This window comes from Streptomyces sp. NPDC093591, from assembly GCF_044764885.1.
GTDB lineage: Bacteria > Actinomycetota > Actinomycetes > Streptomycetales > Streptomycetaceae > Streptomyces.
This window is the reverse complement of sequence record NZ_JBIWIY010000015.1, coordinates 190,987-214,352: the sequence shown is the minus strand read 5'-3', so window position 1 is coordinate 214,352 and position 23,366 is coordinate 190,987. Positions and strand designations below refer to the sequence as shown.

The following is a 23,366-nucleotide window of genomic DNA, read 5'->3' as shown; positions in this document are numbered from 1 at the left end:
CAGGCGCACGCCACGCGCGCGTGCCGTTCAGGTCAGTCGCCGGAACGCCTCTGTCCAGCCGAGCGGGAGTTCGTCACTCGACGCCTGCCAGGTGGCGAACTTCGCGTCCCGCATCTGTGCGGACAGACCCCGCGACGTCGGGGCGTGGGCGCCCGAGCGGGCGAAGTCCTTGAGCGCCGCGGGCGACTCCCAGGCGGACAGCGTCCAGAAGGTCCGCATGAACGGCTCGGCCTTCAGGGAGGCCCCGTACGCGCCGGGCGCGCGGCTCACCTGCCGCCACACGCCCGGCGTACGGGCGAGGAAGCGGAGCGCTCCCCAGAGGGTGCGGGTCTCGAAGCGGGAGGCGAAGACGTGCACCTCGGTATGGGGCGGCGCGGGGTTCGGCACGGTCCAGGGAAGGGTGGGCATGACTGCTCCTCAGGGTCCGGTGTGTCGTGGTCAGTGGGTGGCCGTCTCCAGCACCGGCTCCGGCGCCTGCTCGGCCGGCTTCCCGGCCCCGTCCCCGCCATCGCGCCGCCGGGCCGGTATCAGCAGGGCCGCGACCCCGGCGAGGGCCACCACCGCGGCACCGGTGACCAGGGCGGGCCGCAGGCCGTCGACGAAGGTCTGGCCGTTCTCGTAGCCGCCCTGCGCGGAGAAGATCGACGCCATGACGGCGATGCCGAGCGCACCGCCGACCTCGCGCAGCGCGTTGTTGGCGCCAGAGGCGATGCCCTGTTCCGAGGCACGGACGCTGGACATGACCAGGTGGGCGGCCGGGGCGAAGAACAGGGCCATGCCGACACCGCTGATGATCAGACCCGGCAGCTGGGCGGCGTAGGAGACGTCGACGGTGACCACGGACGCCATGTAGGCGAGCCCGGCGGCCTGGAAGAACAGGCCCGTGGCGACGACGGGCCGGCCGCCGACGCGGTCGGCGAGGATCCCGGCGATCGGCGCGACGAGCATCGGCATACCGGTCCACGGCAGCATCCGCAGCCCCGCCTCGGTGGGCGAGTAGCCGAGCACGCCCTGCATGTACTGGCTGAGCAGGAAGATCGACCCGAACATGCCGAGGAACATCAGCGTGCTCGCGGCGTTGATCCCGGAGAAGGCCCGGGAGCGGAACAGCCGCATCGGCAGCATCGGGTTCTTGGCGCGGGTGCTGTAGAGCACGAACCCGACGAGCAGCGTGCCACCGGCGAACAGGCCGGTCAGGACCAGGGAGCCGGTCCAGCCGTCGGCGGGGCCGCGGACCAGGCCGTACACGATCCCGAACAGACCGCCGCTGGCGAGCAGCGTGCCGGGGAGGTCGAGCGCGGCGCCGGTGCCGTACGACTCGGCGAGGCGCAGGCGGGCGAGCGGCAGCAGGGCGAGGCCGAGCGGAACGTTCAGCCAGAAGATCCACTGCCAGGAGATGTGCTCGGTGAGGCTCCCGCCGACGAGCGGCCCGGACGCGATCGCGAGCCCGTTGACGGCCCCCCAGATGCCGTACGCCATCCCTCGCTTGGCCGCGGGGACGGCCGCCGTCAGCAGGGTCAGTGTCAGCGGCATCATGATGGCCGCCCCGGCGCCCTGGACCGCGCGGGCGGCGATCAGGGAGTCGACACCTGGCGCGAGGGCCGCGGCGGCGGACGCGCCGGTGAAGATCGTGATGCCCACGAGGAAGAGCCGACGCCGGCCGAAGCGGTCGCCGAGCGCCGCGCCGAACATCAGCAGCACGGCGAAGGTGAGCGTGTAGGCGCTGACCGTCCACTCCAGGTCGGGCAGCGATCCGCCCAGGTCCTCACGGATGGAGGGCAGTGCGGTGGTGACGACGAGATTGTCGAGGGCCGCCATGAACCCGGCGACGCTCGTGATGACAAGGGCCCAGACGGCTCCGCCCCGGCGTGCTGTCCGGGTGTTCTGTTCGGTCTGCTGTGACATCGCTCCCCCAGCGCTTGAGATAGTTATTGGTCACTAACTTTCGACCTCATGAAGGGGCCCGGGTGAGCCCTGTCACCCATCCCCTACGAAGGACTCCCGCCCTGCCCCGGCGGGGTCATCCCCGCCCAGACGCGATGCTCGGGAGGGAAGCCCATGGCCACCAGGCAGTTGATGAGCATGCCGTACGCCATGAAGGTCGTCGTCTCATTGACGTCCGCGCCCAGCGGCAGGTGGACGGTGTCCCAAAGCCGCATCCAGCCGGTGCGCACGACCTCGCCGAACTCGTGGTCACCCTCCTGCTCGGCGGCCGCCACGGCGAGGTACATCTGCATCTGCATCATCAGCCGCTCAGGCTGCTCCGAGACGACCTTCCGATACACGTCACCCATGGCATGCAGGGCCTCTTCACCCTCCAGCCCCTCGGAGGCTTCCGCGAACATCCGGATGGTGTCCTCCACGCAGCGCTCGGCCGCCGCCAGGAAGATCGCCTTTTTGCCCGGGAAGAGCCGGAAGAGATACGGCTGCGAGACACCGACCCGCCTGGCGATCGCCTCGGTCGACGTGCCGTAGTAGCCACCGCGGGCGAACTCGGTCGTCGCCGCGCGGATGACGCTCTCGCGCCTCTCTTCTGCACTCATCCTGACCATGAGAAGTAAGTTAGTACTCAATCACTAACTAGGTCAAGGGGCGAGGCCGACACAACGGGTGCCGACGCAACAGGCGCGGATCGACGCAACGGGCGAGGATCGACGCAACAGGTAAGGGGCGCCCCCCAATGGAGAGCGCCCCTTACCTCACGGCACGCGCGTGCCGTTCACGTCGACGTTTTCACGCCAGCCGCACGACCGCCCGCGACATCCCGAGCACCTTCTGACCGGCGCTCCGCACGGTCAGGTCCACGCGGACCTTGTTGTCGTCGAGCTTGGCCGCGACCTTGCCGCTGACCTCGATCGTGGCGCCCTGGTCGTCGTTCGGTACGACGACGGGCTTGGTGAAGCGGACGCCGTACTCGACGACCGCGGCCGGGTCGCCGGTCCAGTCGGTGACCACGCGGATCGCCTCGGCCATGGTGAACATGCCGTGGGCGATGACGTCGGGCAGTCCGACCTCCTTGGCGAACCTCTCGTTCCAGTGGATCGGGTTGAAGTCACCGGAGGCACCCGCGTACTGGACGAGCGTGGCGCGGGTCACGGGGAAGGTCTGGGCGGGCAGTTCGGTGCCGACCTCGACGTCGCCGTACGTAATCTTCGCCGTCATCCGACTCAGCCCTGCCCTTCTTCGGCGTCCGCCCCACGGGCGACGAGCTTCGTCCAGGCGGTCACGACATGTTCCCCCGCCTCGTCGTGGACCTCACCGCGGATGTCCACGATCTCGTTGCCCGCCATGGACTTGACGGCCTCGATGGTCGAGGTCACGGTCAGTCGGTCGCCGGCGCGCACCGGCCGGGTGTAGGCGAACTTCTGGTCGCCGTGCACCACCCGGCTGTAGTCCAGGCCCAGCTGGGGGTCGGCGATGACCTGTCCCGCGGCCTTGAAGCTGATCGCGAAGACGAAGGTCGGCGGGGCGATCACATCGGAGTGGCCGAGCGCCTTGGCGGCTTCCGGGTCCAGGTACACCGGGTTGGTGTCCCCCACCGCCTCCGCGAACTCACGGATCTTCTCCCGTCCCACCTCATAGGGCTCGGTGGGCGGGTAGCTCCGCCCCACGAAGGACTGGTCGAGCGCCATGGCTCGGTACCTCCTGCTGTCTGCTGCGGTTGACCTGCTGGTTCGCCTGGCCGATCCGCCGGGCTCGGCCGGAACCGGCCGGTAACCGGCGTGGAAACGACGCGAGGCCGCCCCCCAACTGATGGGGGCGGCCTCGTGTACGAGCCTGATTTATCGCGTTTCGCGGTGCGCGGTGTGCGCGTTGCAACGCGGGCAGTGCTTCTTCATCTCAAGACGATCCGGGTTGTTACGCCGGTTCTTCTTGGTGATGTAGTTCCGCTCCTTGCACTCCACGCAGGCCAGCGTGATCTTCGGGCGGACGTCGGTGGCAGCCACGTGAGTGCTCCTAAGACGAACGGGTGGACTAATTCAACGCAAGAAAGAGTAGCCGATCGAAGGACCGACCCCGCAATCGGCTACTGTCAGTAGCGGTGACCGGACTTGAACCGGTGACACAGCGATTATGAGCCGCTTGCTCTACCGACTGAGCTACACCGCTTTGATGAGATCGGGCCCCGCCTTGCGGCGGGAACCTCTCACACCAGAGCCCCAAAACGGAATCGAACCGTTGACCTTCTCCTTACCATGGAGACGCTCTGCCGACTGAGCTATTGGGGCGAGCGATGAAGACATTACACGCTCGGCTGCCGTTCACCCAAATCCGTTTCCCGGGCCCTGTCCACGGCCGATCCGCGGTGCGCGCAGACGCCTCGCAGACCACTGCGGTACCGCGCACACGGCTCCGTTCGGCGGACCACACCGGTACGACTATTGCGCTCCTGCACGCCGTGGCCGGATCGCCACCCTAGGCTCGACTCACTCTGCGTGATCTTGCGTGCCCGGCGCAGTTCCCCAGCACCGTTCCCGCAGCCCCCGACGCGCAGCCCCGAGCCTCTGGAACGCGATGCCCGACAGTCAGCCCCAGCCGCCCCACTCGTCGTCCTCGTCGGGTTCGTCCGGCCCGACCGACCCGGGTGCTCTGCTGCTGTGCGGGGCACGGCTCACCGACGGCCGGACGGTGGACGTGCGGCTGGGCGGCGGGCGCATCGAGGCGGTCGGCACGGCCGGGAGCCTGGCGGCGGGCGACACGCGCGCGGGCGGCGCTCGTGTGGACCTCGGCGGCTATCTGCTCATGCCGGCCCCGGCCGAACCGCACGCCCACGGCGACACCGCGCTCTCCGCCGACGAGGGCGGACCGGTCTCCTACGACCCCCAGGACGTCCAGCGCCGCGCCACCGAGGCCGCCCTGCTCCAGCTCGGGCACGGGGCGACCGCGCTGCGGGCACACGTGCGTGTGGGCGACGTTCAGGGGCTCGGGGCCCTGGCCGCCGTGTTGCAGGCACGGCGTTCGCTGCGCGGGCTCACCGAGTTGACGACGGTGGCGATGCCGCGGCTGCTGACCGGGGCGGCCGGGGCCGAGGGGCTCGCGATGCTGCGGGACGCGCTGAAGATGGGCGCGAACGTGGTGGGCGGCTGCCCCGATCTGGACCCGGATCCGACGGGTTACGTGGAGGCGGTCCTGGAGGTCGCCTCCGAGCACGGCTGCCCCGTCGACCTGCACACGGACGCCGCCGACCCGGCCCGGCTGGCCCGCCTCGCCGCGATGGCCGGCGGACTGCGCCCCGGCGTGACGCTCGGCCCGTGCGGCGGCCTGGGGCGCCTGCCGGCCCAGGCCGCCTCCCGCATCGCGGACCAGCTCGCGGCGGCCGGGGTGACGGTGGTGTGCCTGCCGCAGGGCGGCTGCGGGGGCGTGGAACGGCGGGCCACCGCGCCCGTACGACTGCTGCGCGCGGCCGGCGTACGCCTCGCCGCCGGGAGCGGCGCCCTGCGGGACGTGTCGAACCCGGTGGGCCGAGGCGACCCGCTGGAGGCCGCCTACCTGCTGTCCTCGCGCCACGGACTGCGCCCCGAGGACGCGTACGACGCCGTGAGCGCGTCGGCGCGTGCGGTGCTGGGCCTGCCCGAGGTGCGGGTGGAGGCGGGCTTCCCGGCCGAGTTGCTGGCGGTGCGCGGGGACCGACTGGCGGGGGCGCTGTCGCTGGCGTACAGCCGCATCGTGGTGCACCGGGGGCGCGTGGTGGCGCGCACGAGCGCGGTGCGGGAGTACTGCAACTCGGCCGTGGCGGCGGAGTTGGGGCTGCCGCGGCAGGGGCGGGGGGAAGTGTCGTGAGGGCATGTGGGTGCGTGCGCTTGCGCAGGAGGAGCCAGGGAGCGGGTGGGCGCGCGCAGGGGTGCGTCGGCGGCTCGTGCCCCCTGCGTCTGTGCGTGAAGCGTGCGCCTGTGGACGCGTGAGGCGTGGCTGAAGTCGTGCGGCGGATGCGGCCGTCCGGGCGTACGGTCGGAAACATGCGCATTGTCATCGCTGGTGGTCATGGTCAGATCGCGCTGCGGCTGGAGCAGCTGCTCGCCGCGCGTGGGGACGAGGTCGCGGGGATCATCCGCAAGGCCGAACAGAGCGACGACCTGCGGGAAGCCGGTGCCGAATCCATCCTGCTGGACCTGGAGTCGGCCTCGGTCGAGGAGGTCGCGGAACATCTGCGAGGCGCGGACGCGGCGGTGTTCGCCGCCGGCGCGGGCTCGGGCAGCGGGGCGGCCCGCAAGGACACGGTCGACAAGGGCGCGGCGGTCCTGTTCGCGGACGCGGCGGTCAGGGCGGGCGTACGGCGCTTCGTGGTGGTGTCGTCGATGGGCGCCGACCCGAAGCACGAGGGCGACGAGGTCTTCGACGTGTACCTGCGCGCCAAGGGCGAGGCCGACGAGTACGTCCGCGGCCTGGACGCCCTGGACTGGACGATCCTGCGCCCCGGCATGCTGACGAACGACGCCGGAACCGGCCTGGTACGCCTGGAGGCCCACACCGGACGCGGCCCGATCCCGCGCGACGACGTGGCCGCCGCGCTCGCGGAGTTGCTCGACACCCCGGCGACGGCCGGCCTCACGCTGGAACTGATCAGCGGGTCGGCCCCCGTGTCGGTGGCGGTGAAGTCGGTGGCGGGGAACTGAAGTTGGGCTCGGAGGGTATTCCGGACGCGCGGGAAGCGCTGTTGCGGCGCATGTACGAGGTCTTCTCGACAGACGAGCGAGAGGCCTTCATGCAACGGTGCCTCGCGCCCGACGTGGACTGGCCGAACGTCCTGGACGGAGTCCGGCTGCACGGCCGCGAGGCGGTACGCGCGTACTGGGCCCGGCAGTTCGCCGCCGGGCATCCCCTCGTACGGCTGGAGGGTCTGCGCCCGGCCGAGGACGGCGCGGCCGTGGTGGCGACCGTACGGCCCGGGATGCGCGACGCGTCGGGCGATCGGTGGGCGCAGGAGACGGTCGAGCACGCGTACCGGTTCGACGCGGACGGGCTGGTGGCACGGATGGATGTGCGGGCGGGCACCTAGGGGGCGGGGCGGGCCTGGAGCGAGGCTCAGTGAGGGCCGGGAGCGGGGAGGCCGAGGAGCCGGAGGGCCGAGGAGCCGGAGGGCCGAGGAGCCGGAGGGCCGAGGAGCCGGAGGGCCGAGGAGCCGGAGGGCCGAGGAGCCGGAGGGCCGAGGAGCCGAGGAGCCGGAGGGCCGAGGAGCCGGAGGGCCGAGGAGCCGAGGAGCCGAGGAGCCGAGGAGCCGAGGAGAGGCTCTCAGAACAGCGGCAGCTGCCCGGGGAACTCAGGTACGACATACCCGTCCAATGCGGGTTGGGCAGCCCCGAGTTGCGCTTGCCGACGAGAGCCGGGGCACGACACGAGTTCCCCGCTCTCCCGTGCGCCGGGCGGATCGTGGCGCGCGAACCGACCGGCCACGACGGCGATCTCACGGCGGCACTCGGGGCAACTTCTGCGACGCATGGCCATGCAGTCAGTGTGCCCCGAGCGTGTTCTGGAACGCGAAAACCCCTCCGCTCTACGTTTCCGCAGATCGGAGGGGTTTCCCAGTGTGGCGGCGCCAGGATTCGAACCTGGGAAGGCTGAGCCGGCAGATTTACAGTCTGCTCCCTTTGGCCGCTCGGGCACACCGCCGGGTTTGCTGCCGTTCGAACCGCTTTTCGGCGGTGCTCCCTGGCAACGACGTAAACAATACCCGATGGGGAGGGGTGGTTCGCCACCCGATTGATCGCCGCCCGGGGGACGAGGGGTGGCTAGGCTTGTCCGGATGCGGTCCGGGGCCTGCCTCGGGCTCGGCGGCCGCCCCCACGCCCGCCGATACGCATCCCATACGCACCCCGATACAAGGAGCCACAGGACATGGCCGACTCCAGTTTCGACATCGTCTCGAAGGTCGAGCGGCAGGAGGTCGACAACGCCCTCAACCAGGCCGCCAAGGAGATCTCGCAGCGCTACGACTTCAAGGGCGTGGGTGCCTCGATCTCGTGGTCCGGTGAAAAGATCCTGATGGAGGCGAACTCCGAGGACCGGGTAAAGGCTGTCCTCGACGTCTTCCAGTCCAAGCTGATCAAGCGCGGGATCTCACTGAAGGCCCTGGACGCGGGCGAGCCCCAGCTCTCGGGCAAGGAGTACAAGATCTTCGCGTCGATCGAGGAGGGCATCTCCCAGGAGAACGCGAAGAAGGTGGCGAAGATCATTCGCGATGAGGGCCCGAAGGGAGTCAAGGCCCAGGTGCAGGGTGACGAGCTGCGCGTCAGCTCCAAGAGCCGTGACGACCTGCAGGCCGTGATCGCCCTCCTGAAGGGCAAGGACTTCGACTTCGCGCTGCAGTTCGTGAACTACCGGTGATCTGCTGATCCGAGCCGGCACCGGCTACGGCCCCGGCCGCGACGTCGTACGAGGAAGGGTGGGCACCCCGCGGTGCCCACCCTTCTCGCCTGTTGGCTGCGGTCCGGGGAGTCCTCGCCTCGCTCAGTTGCGCGAATGTCCGAACAGGATGCGGTAGGCCACCAGGAGCACGAGGGAGCCGCCGATCGCGGCGGCCCAGGTCGTGCCGTCGTAGAAGTCCTTGGTGATCGGGTGGTCCAGCCAGCGGGCCGATATCCAGCCACCGATGAACGCGCCCGCGATGCCGATGACGGTGGTGCCGATGAAGCCGCCGGGGTCGCGGCCCGGCAGCAGGAACTTGGCGATGGCCCCGGCCAACAGCCCCAGAATGATCCAGCTGATGATCGTCATGCCGTGAACCTGCCCTTCCGCGCTGTGCCTGCACTTTCCCGGAACTGTGATTTCGGGCGCGCTTGTTCCTGTGTTGTTGGTGGAGAAGACGTCACGGTTGCATCTCCCGGTTGCAGCGATCAGTAGGGTTCCGGCCATGACACGGTCCAGCTCCGACTCCTCCGAGCTGCGGCGCACCCTGGGGGTCGGGGACGCCGTGGTCATCGGGCTCGGCTCGATGGTGGGGGCCGGCATCTTCGCCGCACTCGGGCCCGCGGCGGGCGCGGCCGGCTCCGGGCTGCTGCTCGGACTCGCGATCGCGGCCGTGGTGGCCTACTGCAATGCCACGTCCTCGGCACGACTGGCCTCCCTGTATCCGGCGTCGGGCGGCACGTATGTCTACGGACGCGAGCGGCTCGGTGAGTTCTGGGGCTATCTCGCGGGCTGGTCGTTCGTGGTCGGTAAGACGGCCTCCTGTGCGGCGATGGCGCTCACTGTGGGCGCGTACGTCTGGCCCGGGCAGGCCCATGCGGTGGCGGTCGCGGCCGTGGTGGCGCTGACCGCGGTGAACTACGGCGGCGTCCAGAAGTCCGCCTGGCTGACCCGGGCGATCGTTGCAGTGGTGCTGGCTGTCCTCGCTTGTGTGGTCGTCGTGTGTCTGGGGTCCGGGGAGTCCGATGCCGGGCGCCTGGACGTCGGGGCTTCGGGCGGTGTGGGCGGGGTGCTGCAGGCGGCGGGGCTGTTGTTCTTCGCGTTCGCCGGGTACGCACGGATCGCGACCCTTGGTGAAGAGGTGCGGGATCCCGCGCGCACTATCCCCCGGGCGATTCCGCTGGCCCTGGGCATCGCGCTGGCGGTGTACGCGTGTGTGGCGGTGGCTGTCCTTTCCGTGCTGGGATCGGATGGTCTGGGGAAAGCGGGCGCGCCGTTGGCCGACGCGGTGCGGGCAGCCGGGGTACCGGGGCTCGTGCCCGTGGTGCGGGTGGGCGCGGCCGTCGCCGCGTTGGGCTCGCTGCTCGCCCTGATCCTGGGCGTCTCGCGGACGACGCTGGCCATGGCCCGCGACCGGCATCTGCCCGGCGCCCTGGCAGCCGTGCATCCGCGCTTCCAGGTGCCGCACCGCGCCGAACTGGCCGTGGGGGCGGTGGTCGCTGTCCTGGCCGCCACGGTGGATGTACGGGGCGCGATCGGGTTCTCCTCCTTCGGTGTGCTGGCGTACTACGCGGTGGCCAACGCCTCGGCCTGGACTCTCGACTCGGCGCCGACTGCACGCATCGTGCCGGTGGTGGGGCTTCTCGGGTGCGCGGTGCTGGCCTTCTCCCTGCCGGGGGTCTCGGTTGTTGCCGGTGCGGGTGTGCTGGCGGTGGGCGTGGTTGCGTATGGCGTACGGCGGTGGGTGGCGGGGCAGCGGTCGGGTGCCCGGGGAGGTAGGCCGAACTAGGCGTGTGTGCCGACGTATGCGTCTGTGTTGGTTGGGTGGGGGCAGGTCGGTGCTGCTGGTGCTGTCGGGCTTGCGGAAACGGGTGGCGGATGCCCAACCGCGCGGCATGATCGGTCCGCTCGGTGGCCGTCGCGGACCATGAGAAGCCAGCGGTCCACTTGGCGCCGATCAGGCCAGCGGCTCACTGGACGGACTCGACACACTCGATCCCTCGGTGCACTCGACCCCTCAATGCACTCGATGCCCTCGGTTCCTCAGCTCACCCACGACTGTCGATCCACTCGACCGGGCGCCTGTCCGCTCGACGACCGCCGGTTCGTGCTCCCTCAGGACGCCTGTGTCGCCGCTGCCCGTATGCGGAAGTCTGCCCAAGGGGTCATTTCCAGCCCCTCGTTCGTCTCCACGTACCAGCCCGTGCCGTCGACCCAGGCGCGCAGCCAGTCCGTGAGGCTCGGGGCGTCCACGTACCACGCCTGGTCGGCGTCGTCGGCATTCGGTTCGAAGAGCAGGACGGTGGCCTGAGGGCTGCGGCAGTCCACGCACGCGTACATCGCGCAGCCCCAGTGGGATATCGGCAGAACTCCGTCGGGCCAGGGCCAGTCGGGATCCTTGCGGGCGCTCTCGCGGTTGGCGAGGTACTGCGTGACGGCTGCGGGCTCGCCGGCCGGAGGGTTGTCGAGCAGAGGCAACAGGCCGTACTCGGGGCCGAATCCGCCGTCTCCTATGCCCAGGTAGAGGTCGGCGAGCAGCGAGGGCAGGCGGAAGCCCAGAGCAGCCTCGGCTCGGGCCAGAGTCGTCGAGTCCACGGGGTCGGGGAGTGAAGGCCAGCCCCACGGGCGGGTGTTGCGGGCCTTGTCCGCGACCCTCGTCAGCAACTGCTCGATCTCGGTCATGCGTTCATGATGCAAGCCGCCACTGACAATCGGTCGGGCCTGTGGACAACCGCCGGGTTGTGGATAATCCGGCGGTCACCCCGCCCACCCGCTGCTCTACCAGCGTGAGGCGAACGGCTGGTCGGTCGACACGATTTCGCGGCCCAGCGGGAACAGCGACACCGGGATCAGCTTGAAGTTGGCGATGCCGAACGGGATGCCGATGATCGTGACGCACAGGACGATGCCGGTGACGATGTGGCCGATGGCCAGCCACCAGCCCGCGAGGACCAGCCACAGGACGTTGCCTATGCAGGAGGGGGCTCCTGCATCGCGGCGCTCGACCGTGGTGTACCCGAAGGGCCACAGTGCGTAGACGCCGATACGGAAGGCCGCGATGCCGAACGGGATGCCGATGATGGTGATGCAGAGCAGGAGGCCCGCGAGCATGTAGCCGAGGAACAGCCAGAAGCCGCTCAGGACGAGCCAGATGACATTGAGGATGGTCTTCACTGTGGGGGGCCTGCCATCTTTTCGAGCCGGGCGATACGGTCCGCCATCGGCGGGTGGGTGGAGAACATCTTGGAGAACCCCTGACCCGGACGGAAGGGGTTCGCGATCATCATGTGACTGGCGGTCTCGATGCGGGGCTCGGGGGGCAGCGGCAGCTGTTTCGTGCCGTGCTCGAGCTTGCGCAGGGCGCTGGCGAGGGCGAGTGGGTCGCCGGTGAGCCGGGCGCCGGACGCGTCGGCCTCGTACTCCCTTGAGCGGCTGATGGCCAGTTGGATGAGCGAGGCGGCGAGCGGGCCCAGAATCATGATCAACAGCATGCCGAGGAGCCCTGGGCCGTCGTCGTCATCGGAACGGCCGATGGGGATCAGCCAGGCGAAGTTGACCAGGAACATGATCACCGAGGCGAGCGCGCCGGCGACCGACGAGATCAGGATGTCGCGGTTGTAGACGTGGCTGAGCTCGTGGCCGATGACGCCGCGCAGTTCACGCTCGTCAAGGAGGCGCAGGATGCCGTCGGTGCAGCACACGGCGGCGTTGCGCGGGTTGCGGCCCGTCGCGAACGCGTTCGGCGCCTCCGTCGGGGAGATGTAGAGGCGGGGCATGGGCTGGCGGGCCTGGGTGGAGAGCTCGCGGACCATGCGGTACAGCCCCGGGGCCTCGAACTCGCTGACGGGGCGGGCGCGCATCGCGCGCAGCGCCAGCTTGTCGCTGTTCCAGTACGCGTACGCGTTCGTGCCCAGGGCGATCAGGACCGCGACGACGAGCCCCATGCGGCCGAAGAAACTGCCGATGACGATGATGAGTGCGGACAGTCCCCCGAGGAGGACTGCGGTCCTGAGCCCGTTGTGCCGGCGGTGCACGGTACGCCCTCCAAGTGGTGCGGCAGGGGAACCCTTTGCTGGTCGATCTCCGATGCCACTGGTGCCGTGGTGTCACGTCCAGTGGACCCTTCCGTACTGGTCAACGCCAGGCGAGGGCCACGGGTTCCCTGGTCCCTGCGGCGGCGGGCGTGGGCCGTCCGGGTGAAGGCGCCGGCAATCGCCACGCGCGTGTGGAAGGCGAGTGCCCCACGCAGGCGTACGGAATGTGCCAGAGGCTCAGAAGAGCCCGGTGTCGGCGAAGCGCAGGATCAGCTGGGGGGCTCCGGACAGGGCGATGCCCACGACTCCGGTGAGGGCCAGCGTGGCTGTCACTGGTGCGGGGACGAGGTGCTTGACGGGCTCGCCCTCGGGGGCGCGGAACAGCAGGGCCGTCCACTGCAGGTAATAGAAGAGAGCGATCACGACGTTGACAGCCATGACGACGGCCAGCCAGCCGAGACCCGCGTCGACAGCTGCGGAGAAGACGGTGACCTTGGCGAAGAGGCCGATGATGCCGGGCGGGAGTCCGGCGAGGCAGAGCAGGAAGAAGGCCAGGATCAGGGCGGACAGGGGGTTGCGTGCGTACAGGCCGCGGTAGTCGCTGAGGCGGTTGAGGGTCTTCGTACGGCCGACGAGTGCGGCCACGGCGAAGGCACCGAGGTTCACGGCGGCGTACATGAGGGCGTAGGCGACGGTGGACCCGATGGACCGCTCGCCGTCACCGGAGTACGCGGCGGCCGCGATCGGCACCAGGAGGTAGCCGGCCTGGCCGACGGAGGACCAGGCGAGCAGGCGAATCGCGCTGTACGCGCGCGTGGCCTGCTGACGCAGGGCACCGACGTTGCCGACGGTCATGGTGAGGGCGGCGAGCGCCGCGAGGGCCGGGCCCCAGACGTCGGCGTACGACGGGAGAGCGACGACCGTGACGAGGATCAGGCCGGTGAAGCCGACCGCCTTGCCGACGACCGACAGGTAGGCGGCGACCGGCAGGGGCGCACCCACATAGGTGTCCGGCACCCAGAAGTGGAAGGGCACGGCGGCCGTCTTGAAGGCGAAGCCGACCAGAGTGAGGACGACTCCGGTCTGGGTGAGGGTCTGGAGCTGTCCGTCGACGTTCTGGATGCGGTCGGCGATCTGGGTGAGGTAGAGGGTGCCCGTGGAGGCGTACACGAAGCTGATGCCCATGAGGCTGACCGCGGTCGCGGTGACCGAGGACAGGAAGAACTTCAGGGCCGCTTCGGAGGACTTGCGGTCGCCGTGGCGGAGGCCGACCAGCGCGAAGGCGGGGAGAGAGGCGACCTCGAGGGCGACGATGAGGGTCGCCAGGTCTCGGGAGGCCGGCAGCAGGGCGGCTCCGGCGGCGGAGGAAAGCAGCAGGAACCAGAACTCCCCTTCGGGGAGTCCCTTGTCGGCGTCCTTGAGGGCGGTGACCGAGAGGAGGGCCGCGAGGAGGGCGCCGCCCAGGACCAGGAACTGGATGACGAGGGTGAAGCGGTCGACCGTGTAGCTGCAGACTCCGGGGTCGCCGATGAGGCAGAAGGTGGAGCGGTCGCCGTCCAGGAGGGGCAGCAGCAGGAGCGCGGAGGCTGCCAGGCCGACCACGGACGTCCAGCCGAGCAGGGCCTTCTTGTTCTCCGCGACGAACAGGTCGGCGACGAGGACCACGAGTCCGACGACGGCCGCGATGGTGGGCGGCGCGATGGCGAGCCAGTCGACGGACTGGACCAGCGACGCGGCCACGGGCTGGGCCAGGGAGCTCATCGGGTGCCTCCTGCGAGGAGCTGCTGCACGGCCGGGTCGGTCAGGCCCAGGAGGGCCTTGGGCCACAGGCCGGCGACGACGGTGAGGGCGACGAGCGGCGTCCAGGCCGCGAACTCGTACGTCTGGACGTCGGCGAGCTTCGGGCCTTCCTGCGGTGCGGCGCCCATGCAGACGCGGCGGACCACGACGAGCAGGTACGCGGCCGTGAGCAGGGTGCCGAACGCGCCGATCGCCATGAAGGTGAGGAAGGCCGGGCGGCTGAGCTCGGCGGCGGGCTCGAAGGCGCCGAACAGGGCGAGCATCTCGCCCCAGAACCCGGCGAGGCCCGGCAGGCCGAGGGAGGCGACCGCGGCGAACGCGAGCAACCCGCCGAGGCGCGGTGCCTTGCCGTAGAGGGCGGCACCGGTCTGCTCGGCGAGGGCGTCGAGGTCGGTGGTGCCCGTGCGGTCCTTCAGCGCGCCGACCAGGAAGAAGAGCAGGCCGGTGATGAGGCCGTGGGCGATGTTGGCGAACAGGGCGCCGTTCACGCCGGTCGGGGTCATCGTGGCGATGCCGAGCAGGACGAAGCCCATGTGACCCACGGAGGAGTAGGCGATGAGGCGCTTGAGGTCGCCCTTCGCGCCCCGCTTGGCGAGGGCGAGGCAGGCCAGGGATCCGTAGATGATCCCGACGACGGCGAAGGCGGCGAGGTACGGCGCGAAGTCGGCGAAGCCGTCGGGGGCGATCGGCAGGAGGATCCGGACGAACCCGTACGTACCCATCTTCAGCAGGACGCCGGCCAGCAGCACGGAGCCGACGGTCGGCGCGGCGGTGTGGGCGTCGGGCAGCCAGCTGTGCAGCGGCCACATCGGCGTCTTGACCGCGAGCCCGATCCCAATCGCCAAAACGGCGATGACCTGCACGGATGCGGTCAGCGACCGGCCGTTGTCAGTGGCGAGTGCCACCATGTCGAATGTGCCCGCCTTGATTCCGATCAGGAGCAGGCCGAGCAGCATGACCACGGAGCCGAGCAGCGTGAAGAGGATGAACTTCCAAGCTGCCTCGGTCCGGCCCTCGCCGCCCCAGCGGGCGATGAGGAAGTACATCGGGATCAGGACCATCTCGAAGGCGAGGAAGAAGAGCAGCAGGTCGAGGACGGCGAAGGTGGCGAGGGTGCCGGACTCCAGGACGAGCAGCAGTGCGACAAAGGCCTTCGGGGTCGGGCCCGCGGGCATCTTGAAGTAGGAGTAGAGCGCGCAGAGGAAGGTCAGCAGCGCGGTCAGGACCAGAAGGGGGAGGGAGATGCCGTCGATGCCGAGGTGGATGCGCACGTCGAGTGCGGGGATCCAGCTGATGTCCGTGCTGGCCTGCATTTTCGACGGCTGGTCGTGGTCGAAGCCGAGCGCGAGGACGATCGCGGCGATGAGGACCGCGCCGGTGACGGTCACGCCGTGCCGGAGCACGGCCTGCCCGGGCGACTTCCCCTTCAGCCCGGGCGGGGCCGGCAGGAGAGCGGCGGCCGCGCCGAGGAGCGGGCCGACGACGACGAACGCCAGAAGGAACTGCATCACGGACTCGTTGATATCGATCACGCCTGCTCACGCTCCCGTGGCGACGAGGACGGCGGCGACCGCGAGAACGACGGTGCCGGCGAGCAGCGCGCTCACATAGGTCTGCACATTGCCGGTCTGGGCGCGCCGTACGGCGATGCCGAGCCAGCGGGGTAGAGCACCCGCCCCACGGACGTAGGTGTCGACGACCTCGCGGTCGAGGAACCGGACCAGACTCGCGCCGCCCTGGACCGGGCGGACGAACAACGCCCGGTACACGGCGTCGAGGTGGAAGCCGACGGCCGCGTGGCGGTGCAGCGGGCCGAGCAGCAGCCGCCCCGGGTCGGCGGGGTCGGGCGCATAGGCCACTCCCCCGTACACGGGGGCGTGGCTGGCGATGGCCTCGGCCTCGACCTGGGCGGCGTCGCCCTCGGGGTGGGCCGCGACCGCGCCCAGCGGGATCCGCGCAGCCACGGCCGTGGTGTGCCGCCAGGCCGCGTAGGTGACGATGCCGCCGACGAGGGCCACGCCGGTGCCGAGGACGGAGGTGGTGAGGGTCGGGGCGAGGTCGCGGCCGTCGAACCAGTCGGGGAGCGCGCGGTAGGCGAGCGCGCCGACGGCGAGGGACGGGGCTGCGAGCACCCACAGCACCACGGTCATCGTCAGCGGCTGCCTGCCGTGGTCGGGGGCTTCGGCGCCCCGGCCGCAGAAGGCGAGCAGCCACAGGCGCATCGCGTAGGCGGCGGTGAGCAGGGCCGTGAGCAGGCCGGCGACGATGACGATCCAGCCTGCGGAGCCGGGAGCGTGCTCGGTGTGGCCGGTGGCGACGTGCTCGGCGGCACCGAGGACGGACTCCTTGGAGAAGAAGCCGCTGAACGGCGGGATCGCGGCGAGCGCGAGGAGCGCCACGGTCATCGTCCAGTAGGCGTCGGGGATGCGGTCGCGCAGGTGGCTCATGCGGGACATGGCAGCCAGCGAGTTGGTGCCGGCGGCGTGGATGATCACGCCGGCCGCGAGGAAGAGCAGCGCCTTGAAGGCACCGTGCGACAGGAGGTGGAAGACGGCGGCGCCGCGGTCGGCGACGGCGAGGGCGCCGGTCATGTAGCCGAGCTGGCCGATCGTCGAGTAGGCGAGGACGCGCTTGATGTCGTCCTGGGCGAGCGCGGCGAGGCCCGAGCCGATCATCGTGGCCGCGGCCATCACGGCGAGGACGATCATCGCGGCCTGGGAGGCCTCGAAGACCGGGAGGAGACGGGCGATGAAGTAGACACCGGCGGCGACCATCGTCGCGGCGTGGATCAGCGCCGAGACGGGCGTCGGACCCGCCATCGCGTCGGGGAGCCACGTGTGCAGCGGGAACTGCGCCGACTTGCCGGCCACGCCCGCGAGGAGCAGCAGGGCGATCAGCGTCGGGTGGTCGAGCCCGCCGCTCGCGACGGTGCCGAGCACCTTCGTGATGCGGAACGACCCGGCGTCGGTGGCCAGCGCGAACAGGCCGATGAGGAAGGGGACGTCACCGAGCTTGGTCACCAGGAAGGCCTTGATGGAGGCGGCGCGGGCCTCCGGGGTCTCCCAGTAGTGGCCGACCAGGAAGTACGAGCAGATGCCCATGATCTCCCAGCCGACCAGCAGCACCATCAGGTCGCCGGAGTAGACGACGAGCAGCATCGCGGAGGTGAACAGGGAGACGAGCGCGGCGTACGAGGGGTAGCGCGGGTCCTCGCGGAGGTAGCCGGTCGAGTAGATCTGCACGCAGGTGGCGACGACGCCCACGAGTACGGCGACGAGGGCGGCGAAGCCGTCGATGTGCAGGGCGAGTTCGATCGGGACCGAGCCGGTGGGCGTGAGTTCGGTGGCGGCGTTGATCGCCTGGTCGCCGCCCTGGCGCACGGCGACCACCGCGGCGAGCGCGAGGGACGCGAGCGTCGGCAGGACGGCGAGCGGGCGGACGAAGCCGGGTGCCGTTCGGCCCAGAAGCAGGCCGGCTGCGGCGCCGAGGAACGGAAGGAGGGGGACGAGGACGGCGAGGGTGGTCGTGGTCACGCGGTGGCCTCAGCCTTCTCGGCCTGCGGGGCCGTGGAGGCGTCGCGGTCGGGGCCGTCGGTGTCGTGGCTCTCGGCGCTGTCGCGGAGCTTGTCGATGTCCGAGGTGCCGCGGTTGCGGTAGACGGCGAGGACGATCGCCAGGCCGATGCCGATCTCGGCGGCGGCGATGGTGATGGTGAACAGGGTCAGTGCCTGGCCGGAGTGCAGGGTCTCCTCGGCGGCCTTGCTGAGCCAGACGTCGAAGGCGACCAGGTTGAGGTTGACGGCGTTGAGCATCAGCTCGACGGACATCAGGACCAGGATCGCGTTGCGGCGGGCGAGGACGCCGTACAGGCCGGTGCAGAAGAGGAGGGCGGAGAGTACGGCGGGATAGGCGAGGTGCATCAGCGCGTCTCCTTCTCGCTCTGGGCGCCGGGCTCGGTGGCGGCGGGAGCGGGGGCGCCGGTCGCCGAGGGCGCGCCCGCCACGGTGCGGTTGCCCGCCCGGGCGCTGGTTCCGCGCCCGTCCGCGGCGGTCTCCTTCGCCTGGCGGGACAGGACGATGGCGCCGACCAGGGCGGCGAGGAGGAGGACGGAGAGGCCTTCGAAGGGGAGGACCCAGTTCTGGAAGAGGCTCTCGCCGGTGGCCCTGGTGGAGCCGGCGGCGGGGCCGTCGAGGTCGATCCAGGTGGTGCGGAAGGCGTCGACGACGACCCAGATCAGGGTGGCCGCGGAGGCGAGGGCCACAGTGAGTGCGGCCCAGCGGTTGCCGGAATCGGCGTCCGGGGAGCGGCCGATAGGGGCCCTGGTGAGCATCAGACCGAACAGGAGGAGAACGACGACGGAACCGACGTAGATGAGGACCTGCACCCAGGCGATGAACTCGGCCGTGAGCAGGAGGTACTCCACGGCGAGGCCGCCGAGGGTGACCACCAGCCACAGGGCTGCGTGCACCAGCTGCCGGGTGGTGACGGTGACCAGCGCGGCGCCGAAGGTGACCAGGCCGACGAGGAGGAAGGCGATCTCGACGCCGGTCGGGGAGAGAAAGCCGTGGGCTTCGGTGGCTGCTCTGGTGGTGGGGCCTGCTGCGAGGAGGCCGGCGGTCGCGGCGAGGGTCATTCCTGCCCCTCCTGCTTCGGCTGGTCCGTCTGCTGCTTGGACTCTCCCGCCGGCCGGGTGGGCTGCTCGGCGGCGCGGGCCTGCTCGTGCGCGTGCGGCTCGGTCGCGGTGGAGGTGGTGGGCGCGGCGGGAGTGGCGGGCGTTGTGGCCGCGTCCTGCTGCTGGGCCGCGGCCAGCTTCTCGGCGGTCTTGCGGGCGGCGGCGATCTCCTTGGGTTCCTCGGCACCGGGGTCCAGGGCGGGCGGGGCCGGGACGGTCCACATCCACTCGCGGAGCTTGTCGCGCTCGTGGGTGAGGTCGCGGATGTCGGTCTCGGCGTACTCGAACTCCGGGGACCAGAACAGAGCGTCGAAAGGACAGACCTCGATGCAGATGCCGCAGTACATGCACAGGGAGAAGTCGATGGCGAAGCGGTCGAGGACGTTGCGGCTGCGTTCGCGGGCGCCAGGGGTCGTCGCCGGGACCGTCTCCTTGTGGGAGTCGATGTAGATGCACCAGTCCGGGCACTCGCGGGCGCACAGCATGCAGACCGTGCAGTTCTCCTCGAAGAGGCCGATCACGCCGCGGGTGCGGGGCGCGAGGTCGGGCTGGGTGTCCGGGTACTGCGCGGTGACGGACTTCCTCGTCATCGTGCGGAGGGTGACGGCAAGGCCTTTGGCGAGCCCGGAGCCGGGGATCGACAGGCGAGGTCGCCCGGAGGGCGTCGATGAGGGGTGGTGGCCGGGTGACGGGCGGGACATGGTTACTGGATCACCACCTTGACGACGCCGGTGAGGGCGATCTGGGCGAGGGAGAGGGGGACGAGGAGGGTCCAGGAGAGCTTCTGGAGCTGGTCCTCGCGCAGGCGGGGATAGGTGACGCGGAGCCAGATCACGATGAAGGCGAGGACGGCCGTCTTGAGCAGGGTCCAGACCCAGCCGAGGCCGTCGGCGCCCCAGGGGCCGTGCCAGCCGCCCAGGAAGAGGACAGTGGTCAGGCCGCACAGGACCACGATTCCGGCGTACTCGGCGAGGAGGAAGAGGGCGAAGCGCAGGCCGGTGTACTCGGTGTAGGCGCCGAAGATGATCTCCGAGTCGGCGACGGGCATGTCGAACGGCGGGCGCTGCAGTTCGGCCAGTCCGGCGACGAAGAAGACGATCGCGCCGACGATCTGCCAGGGCAGCCACCACCACTCGAAGGCGTCGAGGATGCCGGGGAGGGAGACGGTTCCGGCCGCCATCGCGACGGAGGCGGCGGTCAGCAGCATCGGGAGTTCGTAGGCGAGGAGCTGGGCGGCGGTGCGCAGGCCGCCGAGGAGTGAGAACTTGTTGGCGGAGGCCCAGCCGGCCATGAGGGAGCCGAGGACGCCCACGCCCATGACCGCCAGGACGAAGAAGATGCCCGCGTCGATGACCTCACCGACCGCGCCCTCGCCCGGGCCGATCGGGATGGCGAGGAGGACGAGCAGGTACGGGAGGAGGGCCACTGCGGGGGCGAGCTGGAAGATGCGGCGGTCCGCGCCCGCCGGGACGACGTCCTCCTTCTGCGCGAACTTCACGCCGTCGGCGACGAGCTGGGCCCAGCCGTGGAAGCCGCCGGCGTACATCGGGCCGAGGCGCCCTTGCATGTGGGCCATCACCTTGTGCTCGGTCTGACCGATGATCAAGGGGAAGGTGAGGAAGACGACGAAGACGATCAGGAGTCGCAGGGTGACGTCGAGCGCGTCGTTCACTGCGGGCCTCCTGCGGGGTCGGTCCGATCGGCGGTGGGGTCTGTCCGGTCGTCGGTGGAGTCGGTCCGGTCGGTGGTGGGGGCTTCGGAGTCGTCGGAGCGTTCGGGAGCCTCGTGGGCGTCCGGGGCTTCCGGTCCGCGCGCCGGGGCTTCAGGGGTGGCTGCGGAGTCGGAGACGCCTGGCTTCGGGGTGGAAGCGGCACCGGTGGCTTGCTGAGCTTCGGTGGCCTCCTGGCCGGACTCCGGGGCCGGGGCCGGGGCCTGGTCAGGACCGACGGCCCGATCGGCTTTCGGCGCGTGCTCTGCGTTGGTGGCTTCGCCGGCCTCGGACTGTTCCGGCGCCGACGCGGCCTCTGTGGGCGGCTCGGGCTCGGCTCGTCGCCTGGGTTCCGGCTCGTGGAAGGCCGGGCGGGCGTGGTGCCACGGGGCGTCGGGGCTGCGGGGGGCCGCTGGGGGCCTGGAGGTGGCCGATGGGGTCGGGGGCATAGCGGCTTCGTCGGCCGCCTTCGCCGACGCCGCATCGGGCGCCGCTGTGTCGGGCGCCGCTGTGTCGGACGCCGCCTCGTCGGAAGCCGTCGGTTCGGACGTTGCCCGCTGGCTGGCAGAGCCCTGGGAAGCGCTGCGCGATCGGCGGGGGCCGGTGGGAGCGGTGTCTGTTCCCGGGCGCTGCGATGCCGAGCCTTCGCTGGCGCTGCGCGCACGCCGCGGCGCTGCCGGAGTACCGGACGGCGTCGGGGACGTGTCGTCGGCCGCCGAAGACGCGCCCGTCTCCGCCGAGGGCTCCGCTCCGGCAGGGGCCTGGCTGGCCGAGCCCTCCGCCGCCGTACGCGCGCGCCTCACCGGACCAGCGGAAGGTGCCCCGGTCGCCGCATCCGCCCCCTGCTGACTCGCCGACCCTTCCGCCGCCGTACGAGCACGCCGCGCCGCACCCGCCGCTGGAGTTCCACCAGCCGGAGTTCCCGCCGCCGTTGCCCCAGCCGCCGGCGTCTCCGCCTGGCTGGCCGAGCCCTCCGCGGCCGTACGCGCGCGCCGTACCGGACGTTCTGCGGCCGCCCGCGCCGGACGTTCCCCCGCCGCGCGTCCCGCGCCCCTGGCCGGGCGGGCCGGGGCAGGGGGGAGCTGGCCCTTCAGGGGGCCCCATTCGTTCGGGTCGGGGACGCCGGGGGGCAGCATCTGGCGGCGCTTGGGGCCGCCGTGTGCCGCACCGGCCGCAGGCTCCCCCGGTTCCTTGGCGCCGGGCCAGGCCTTGGCGACACGGGCCGCCAGGACGAAGTCCTTGCGGAGGGGGTGGCCCTCGAAGTTGTCCGGGAGGAGGAGGTGGTCCAGGGCAGGGTGGTCGGTGAAGGCCACGCCGAACATCTCGTGCGTCTCGCGTTCGTGCCAGGCCGCGCCCGCGTACACGCCGACCGCGGAGGGCAGCGTGGGTGCCTCGTGCGGGACCGTCGTACGGACCAGCAGGCGTCGCACCGGAGACAGGGCGGCGACGTGGGCCGCGACGCGGAAGCCCGTGCCCGGTTCGTCGACCGCGCTCAGCCAGTCGAAGTAGGTGCAGCCCAGTTCGTCGCGGGCCGCCTCCAGCGCCGCGATCCAGGACGTCGGCGGCACGTCGACCGTCAGGACGTCGTACGACTCCTCGGCCGTGGCCTCGGGGCCGAACACGTCCTCGACGGGGGCGGGCAGCCAGCCGATGGTCGTCATCGGTCGGCCTCCCCCGCGCCGACGTCAGCGCTCCCGCCGACACCACCGGCCCCGGGCGCGGCAGGCGCCTTCACCAGCCCACTCTGCAGCGCGGCCGTCGACGGACGCCCCGCCGCACCCGCGTACCGCTCTCCCAGCGACTCCCGCGCGATCTTCTCCTGGAGCTTCAGGATCCCCTGGAGCAGCGCCTCGGGGCGCGGCGGGCAGCCGGGGACGTACACGTCCACCGGGATGATCTGGTCGACGCCCTTGGTGACGGAGTAGGAGTCCCAGTACGGGCCGCCGCAGTTGGAGCAGGCGCCGAAGGAGATGACGTACTTCGGCTCGGGCATCTGTTCGTACAGGCGCTTCACGGCCGGGGCCATCTTGTCCGTGACCGTGCCGGAGACGACCATCAGGTCGGCCTGGCGCGGGCCGGGCGCGAACGGGATCACGCCGAGGCGGATGAAGTCGTGGCGGGCCATCGACGCGGCGATGAACTCGATCGCGCAGCAGGCGAGGCCGAAGTTGAATACCCAGAGCGAGTAGCGGCGTCCCCAGTTGAGGATCACCTTCATCGGCTCCGGGGCGAGGCGGGCGAGCGCGCCCAGCCGTTTCGGCTCCGGCAGCAGAACCGGCTGCCTCTCGGTGTCTGGCGTCACGTCCATGCCAGGACGCCCTTCTTGTATGCGTAGAGCAGGCCCACGGCCAGGAAGCCGAGGAAGATGAACATCTCGACGAGCGTGGTCGCGCCGTAGCCGGGATCGGCGAAGACCGTGGCCCAGGGGAACAGGAAGATCGAGTCGATGGCGAAGATCACGTAGAGGAAGGCATACACGTAGTAGCGGACCTGGGTGTGGGCCCAGCCCTCGCCGACGGGGTCGACGCCGCACTCGTACGTCAGGAGCTTCTCGGGCGTGGGGACCACGGGGCGCAGCAGGCGGCCGGCGCCGAAGGCGACGGCGACGAACAGCACGCCGACGACGGCCAGCAGTCCGACGACCGAGTAGGACTGGAAGTAGTCCGCCGAGACGACGACGTAATGCGCATCCGCCGCGACGACGACGGTCTGTTCCGACACGTCCGCCCCTCGCTCCCTGACCTCGTGACCGATACCCAGGACCGGTCCCGGAACCAGAACCCGAACCAGTCCCTGGAACCAGTCCCTGA

General features: G+C 70.8%; 26 protein-coding genes and 3 tRNA genes. 5 read left to right on the top strand and 24 right to left on the bottom strand.

The features are described from left to right. Positions 1 to 27: 27 nt before the first annotated feature. From ACIREI_RS30015 to ACIREI_RS29980, 8 genes are all read right to left on the bottom strand, one after another. The gene (locus ACIREI_RS30015; RefSeq protein WP_403339284.1) at positions 28 to 408 is read right to left on the bottom strand and encodes a DUF3291 domain-containing protein; all 381 of its coding nucleotides are present in this window, start codon (positions 406 to 408) and stop codon (positions 28 to 30) included. Between the two features lie 30 nt (positions 409 to 438). Further along, positions 439 to 1,905 (bottom strand): MFS transporter, encoded by a 1,467-nt coding sequence (locus ACIREI_RS30010; protein ID WP_403339281.1) that lies wholly within the window; start codon positions 1,903 to 1,905, stop codon positions 439 to 441. A gap of 83 nt (positions 1,906 to 1,988) precedes the next feature. Next, on the bottom strand, positions 1,989 to 2,552 hold the full coding sequence (locus ACIREI_RS30005) for a TetR/AcrR family transcriptional regulator (RefSeq protein ID WP_403339278.1): 564 nt from the start codon (positions 2,550 to 2,552) through the stop codon (positions 1,989 to 1,991). A 181-nt stretch (positions 2,553 to 2,733) separates the two neighbouring features. Beyond that, complete coding sequence (locus ACIREI_RS30000) at positions 2,734 to 3,162, bottom strand: MaoC family dehydratase (RefSeq protein ID WP_403339275.1); 429 nt, start codon at positions 3,160 to 3,162, stop codon at positions 2,734 to 2,736. Between the two features lie 5 nt (positions 3,163 to 3,167). After that, positions 3,168 to 3,632, bottom strand: coding sequence for a MaoC family dehydratase N-terminal domain-containing protein (locus ACIREI_RS29995; protein WP_403339272.1), 465 nt, complete (start codon positions 3,630 to 3,632; stop codon positions 3,168 to 3,170). Between the two features lie 150 nt (positions 3,633 to 3,782). After that, positions 3,783 to 3,947, bottom strand: a complete 165-nt coding sequence (gene rpmG / locus ACIREI_RS29990) for a 50S ribosomal protein L33 (RefSeq protein ID WP_003948671.1) — start codon at positions 3,945 to 3,947, stop codon at positions 3,783 to 3,785. Between the two features lie 90 nt (positions 3,948 to 4,037). Continuing rightward, positions 4,038 to 4,110: transfer RNA gene (locus ACIREI_RS29985), tRNA-Met, on the bottom strand. A gap of 46 nt (positions 4,111 to 4,156) precedes the next feature. Next, positions 4,157 to 4,229, bottom strand: a tRNA-Thr gene (locus ACIREI_RS29980). Positions 4,230 to 4,515: 286 nt separating this feature from the next. Between ACIREI_RS29980 and ACIREI_RS29975 the strand changes: the two genes are divergently transcribed. The 3 genes from ACIREI_RS29975 (at position 4,516) to ACIREI_RS29965 (ending at position 6,997) form a co-directional block, all read left to right on the top strand. Then, positions 4,516 to 5,781: a hydrolase gene (locus tag ACIREI_RS29975; RefSeq protein ID WP_403339269.1), complete on the top strand. Its 1,266-nt coding sequence runs from the start codon at positions 4,516 to 4,518 to the stop codon at positions 5,779 to 5,781. A 176-nt stretch (positions 5,782 to 5,957) separates the two neighbouring features. Further along, complete coding sequence (locus tag ACIREI_RS29970; protein WP_403339266.1) at positions 5,958 to 6,614, top strand: SDR family oxidoreductase; 657 nt, start codon at positions 5,958 to 5,960, stop codon at positions 6,612 to 6,614. A gap of 2 nt (positions 6,615 to 6,616) precedes the next feature. Further along, positions 6,617 to 6,997, top strand: coding sequence for a nuclear transport factor 2 family protein (locus ACIREI_RS29965; RefSeq protein ID WP_403339263.1), 381 nt, complete (start codon positions 6,617 to 6,619; stop codon positions 6,995 to 6,997). 233 nt (positions 6,998 to 7,230) lie between these two features. On the opposite strand, the gene ACIREI_RS29960 is transcribed toward ACIREI_RS29965, so the two are convergent. Together ACIREI_RS29960 and ACIREI_RS29955 are read right to left on the bottom strand one after the other, a co-directional pair. After that, complete coding sequence (locus ACIREI_RS29960; RefSeq protein ID WP_079052337.1) at positions 7,231 to 7,443, bottom strand: hypothetical protein; 213 nt, start codon at positions 7,441 to 7,443, stop codon at positions 7,231 to 7,233. An 83-nt stretch (positions 7,444 to 7,526) separates the two neighbouring features. Continuing rightward, a tRNA-Tyr gene (locus ACIREI_RS29955) sits at positions 7,527 to 7,608 on the bottom strand. 225 nt (positions 7,609 to 7,833) lie between these two features. Here ACIREI_RS29955 and ACIREI_RS29950 point away from each other — a divergent pair. Then, positions 7,834 to 8,322, top strand: a complete 489-nt coding sequence (locus ACIREI_RS29950) for a YajQ family cyclic di-GMP-binding protein (protein WP_030174428.1) — start codon at positions 7,834 to 7,836, stop codon at positions 8,320 to 8,322. Between the two features lie 123 nt (positions 8,323 to 8,445). On the opposite strand, the gene ACIREI_RS29945 is transcribed toward ACIREI_RS29950, so the two are convergent. Continuing rightward, on the bottom strand, positions 8,446 to 8,712 hold the full coding sequence (locus tag ACIREI_RS29945) for a GlsB/YeaQ/YmgE family stress response membrane protein (RefSeq protein ID WP_403339260.1): 267 nt from the start codon (positions 8,710 to 8,712) through the stop codon (positions 8,446 to 8,448). Between the two features lie 136 nt (positions 8,713 to 8,848). Here ACIREI_RS29945 and ACIREI_RS29940 point away from each other — a divergent pair, with 136 nt between their 5' ends. Continuing rightward, a complete protein-coding gene (locus tag ACIREI_RS29940) occupies positions 8,849 to 10,132 on the top strand; it encodes an APC family permease (protein WP_403339257.1) in 1,284 nt (427 codons plus the stop codon). A gap of 326 nt (positions 10,133 to 10,458) precedes the next feature. Here ACIREI_RS29940 and ACIREI_RS29935 read toward each other — a convergent pair whose 3' ends face one another. From ACIREI_RS29935 to ACIREI_RS29875, 13 genes are all read right to left on the bottom strand, one after another. Continuing rightward, the gene (locus ACIREI_RS29935; protein ID WP_403339254.1) at positions 10,459 to 11,025 is read right to left on the bottom strand and encodes an SMI1/KNR4 family protein; all 567 of its coding nucleotides are present in this window, start codon (positions 11,023 to 11,025) and stop codon (positions 10,459 to 10,461) included. A 96-nt stretch (positions 11,026 to 11,121) separates the two neighbouring features. Then, positions 11,122 to 11,517 (bottom strand): YccF domain-containing protein, encoded by a 396-nt coding sequence (locus ACIREI_RS29930; protein ID WP_403339252.1) that lies wholly within the window; start codon positions 11,515 to 11,517, stop codon positions 11,122 to 11,124. Next, positions 11,514 to 12,377 (bottom strand): zinc metalloprotease HtpX, encoded by an 864-nt coding sequence (gene htpX, locus ACIREI_RS29925; RefSeq protein WP_403339249.1) that lies wholly within the window; start codon positions 12,375 to 12,377, stop codon positions 11,514 to 11,516. Before htpX ends, ACIREI_RS29930 begins: the two co-directional genes overlap by 4 nt. A gap of 237 nt (positions 12,378 to 12,614) precedes the next feature. Then, entirely contained in the window at positions 12,615 to 14,138 is a 1,524-nt protein-coding gene (locus ACIREI_RS29920) for an NADH-quinone oxidoreductase subunit N (RefSeq protein WP_403339246.1), read from the bottom strand. Then, positions 14,135 to 15,709 carry a NuoM family protein gene (locus ACIREI_RS29915; protein ID WP_403339243.1) on the bottom strand — a complete coding sequence of 525 codons (1,575 nt, stop codon included), beginning with the start codon at positions 15,707 to 15,709 and terminating at the stop codon, positions 14,135 to 14,137. Before ACIREI_RS29915 ends, ACIREI_RS29920 begins: the two co-directional genes overlap by 4 nt. Before the next feature lie 6 nt (positions 15,710 to 15,715). Further along, positions 15,716 to 17,710 carry an NADH-quinone oxidoreductase subunit L gene (locus ACIREI_RS29910; RefSeq protein WP_403339241.1) on the bottom strand — a complete coding sequence of 665 codons (1,995 nt, stop codon included), beginning with the start codon at positions 17,708 to 17,710 and terminating at the stop codon, positions 15,716 to 15,718. Beyond that, positions 17,707 to 18,096 (bottom strand): NADH-quinone oxidoreductase subunit NuoK, encoded by a 390-nt coding sequence (nuoK, locus tag ACIREI_RS29905; RefSeq protein ID WP_403339238.1) that lies wholly within the window; start codon positions 18,094 to 18,096, stop codon positions 17,707 to 17,709. The genes ACIREI_RS29910 and nuoK overlap by 4 nt, the downstream gene beginning before the upstream one ends. Further along, on the bottom strand, positions 18,096 to 18,809 hold the full coding sequence (locus ACIREI_RS29900) for an NADH-quinone oxidoreductase subunit J (protein WP_403339235.1): 714 nt from the start codon (positions 18,807 to 18,809) through the stop codon (positions 18,096 to 18,098). The genes nuoK and ACIREI_RS29900 overlap by 1 nt, the downstream gene beginning before the upstream one ends. Further along, entirely contained in the window at positions 18,806 to 19,438 is a 633-nt protein-coding gene (locus ACIREI_RS29895; protein WP_403339232.1) for a 4Fe-4S binding protein, read from the bottom strand. Before ACIREI_RS29895 ends, ACIREI_RS29900 begins: the two co-directional genes overlap by 4 nt. Positions 19,439 to 19,551: 113 nt before the next feature. Continuing rightward, complete coding sequence (locus ACIREI_RS29890; RefSeq protein WP_031477932.1) at positions 19,552 to 20,520, bottom strand: complex I subunit 1 family protein; 969 nt, start codon at positions 20,518 to 20,520, stop codon at positions 19,552 to 19,554. Further along, positions 20,517 to 22,217 carry an NADH-quinone oxidoreductase subunit C gene (locus ACIREI_RS29885; protein ID WP_403339229.1) on the bottom strand — a complete coding sequence of 567 codons (1,701 nt, stop codon included), beginning with the start codon at positions 22,215 to 22,217 and terminating at the stop codon, positions 20,517 to 20,519. Before ACIREI_RS29885 ends, ACIREI_RS29890 begins: the two co-directional genes overlap by 4 nt. After that, a complete protein-coding gene (locus tag ACIREI_RS29880; RefSeq protein WP_403339226.1) occupies positions 22,214 to 22,864 on the bottom strand; it encodes an NADH-quinone oxidoreductase subunit B in 651 nt (216 codons plus the stop codon). Before ACIREI_RS29880 ends, ACIREI_RS29885 begins: the two co-directional genes overlap by 4 nt. Continuing rightward, entirely contained in the window at positions 22,855 to 23,277 is a 423-nt protein-coding gene (locus ACIREI_RS29875) for an NADH-quinone oxidoreductase subunit A (protein ID WP_274242131.1), read from the bottom strand. Before ACIREI_RS29875 ends, ACIREI_RS29880 begins: the two co-directional genes overlap by 10 nt. Positions 23,278 to 23,366: the final 89 nt, after the last annotated feature.

Bases quoted from the DNA above. Each gene is read 5' to 3' on its own strand.
- ACIREI_RS30015 (WP_403339284.1), bottom strand. From the start codon at position 408: ATGCCCACCCTTCCCTGGACCGTGCCGAACCCCGCGCCGCCCCATACC.
- ACIREI_RS30010 (WP_403339281.1), bottom strand. From the start codon at position 1,905: ATGTCACAGCAGACCGAACAGAACACCCGGACAGCACGCCGGGGCGGA.
- ACIREI_RS30005 (WP_403339278.1), bottom strand. From the start codon at position 2,552: ATGGTCAGGATGAGTGCAGAAGAGAGGCGCGAGAGCGTCATCCGCGCG.
- ACIREI_RS30000 (WP_403339275.1), bottom strand. From the start codon at position 3,162: ATGACGGCGAAGATTACGTACGGCGACGTCGAGGTCGGCACCGAACTG.
- ACIREI_RS29995 (WP_403339272.1), bottom strand. From the start codon at position 3,632: ATGGCGCTCGACCAGTCCTTCGTGGGGCGGAGCTACCCGCCCACCGAG.
- ACIREI_RS29975 (WP_403339269.1), top strand. From the start codon at position 4,516: ATGCCCGACAGTCAGCCCCAGCCGCCCCACTCGTCGTCCTCGTCGGGT.
- ACIREI_RS29970 (WP_403339266.1), top strand. From the start codon at position 5,958: ATGCGCATTGTCATCGCTGGTGGTCATGGTCAGATCGCGCTGCGGCTG.
- ACIREI_RS29960 (WP_079052337.1), bottom strand. From the start codon at position 7,443: ATGGCCATGCGTCGCAGAAGTTGCCCCGAGTGCCGCCGTGAGATCGCC.
- ACIREI_RS29950 (WP_030174428.1), top strand. From the start codon at position 7,834: ATGGCCGACTCCAGTTTCGACATCGTCTCGAAGGTCGAGCGGCAGGAG.
- ACIREI_RS29945 (WP_403339260.1), bottom strand. From the start codon at position 8,712: ATGACGATCATCAGCTGGATCATTCTGGGGCTGTTGGCCGGGGCCATC.
- ACIREI_RS29940 (WP_403339257.1), top strand. From the start codon at position 8,849: ATGACACGGTCCAGCTCCGACTCCTCCGAGCTGCGGCGCACCCTGGGG.
- ACIREI_RS29935 (WP_403339254.1), bottom strand. From the start codon at position 11,025: ATGACCGAGATCGAGCAGTTGCTGACGAGGGTCGCGGACAAGGCCCGC.
- ACIREI_RS29920 (WP_403339246.1), bottom strand. From the start codon at position 14,138: ATGAGCTCCCTGGCCCAGCCCGTGGCCGCGTCGCTGGTCCAGTCCGTC.
- nuoK (WP_403339238.1), bottom strand. From the start codon at position 18,096: ATGCACCTCGCCTATCCCGCCGTACTCTCCGCCCTCCTCTTCTGCACC.
- ACIREI_RS29900 (WP_403339235.1), bottom strand. From the start codon at position 18,809: ATGACCCTCGCCGCGACCGCCGGCCTCCTCGCAGCAGGCCCCACCACC.
- ACIREI_RS29895 (WP_403339232.1), bottom strand. From the start codon at position 19,438: ATGACGAGGAAGTCCGTCACCGCGCAGTACCCGGACACCCAGCCCGAC.
- ACIREI_RS29885 (WP_403339229.1), bottom strand. From the start codon at position 22,217: ATGACGACCATCGGCTGGCTGCCCGCCCCCGTCGAGGACGTGTTCGGC.
- ACIREI_RS29880 (WP_403339226.1), bottom strand. From the start codon at position 22,864: ATGGACGTGACGCCAGACACCGAGAGGCAGCCGGTTCTGCTGCCGGAG.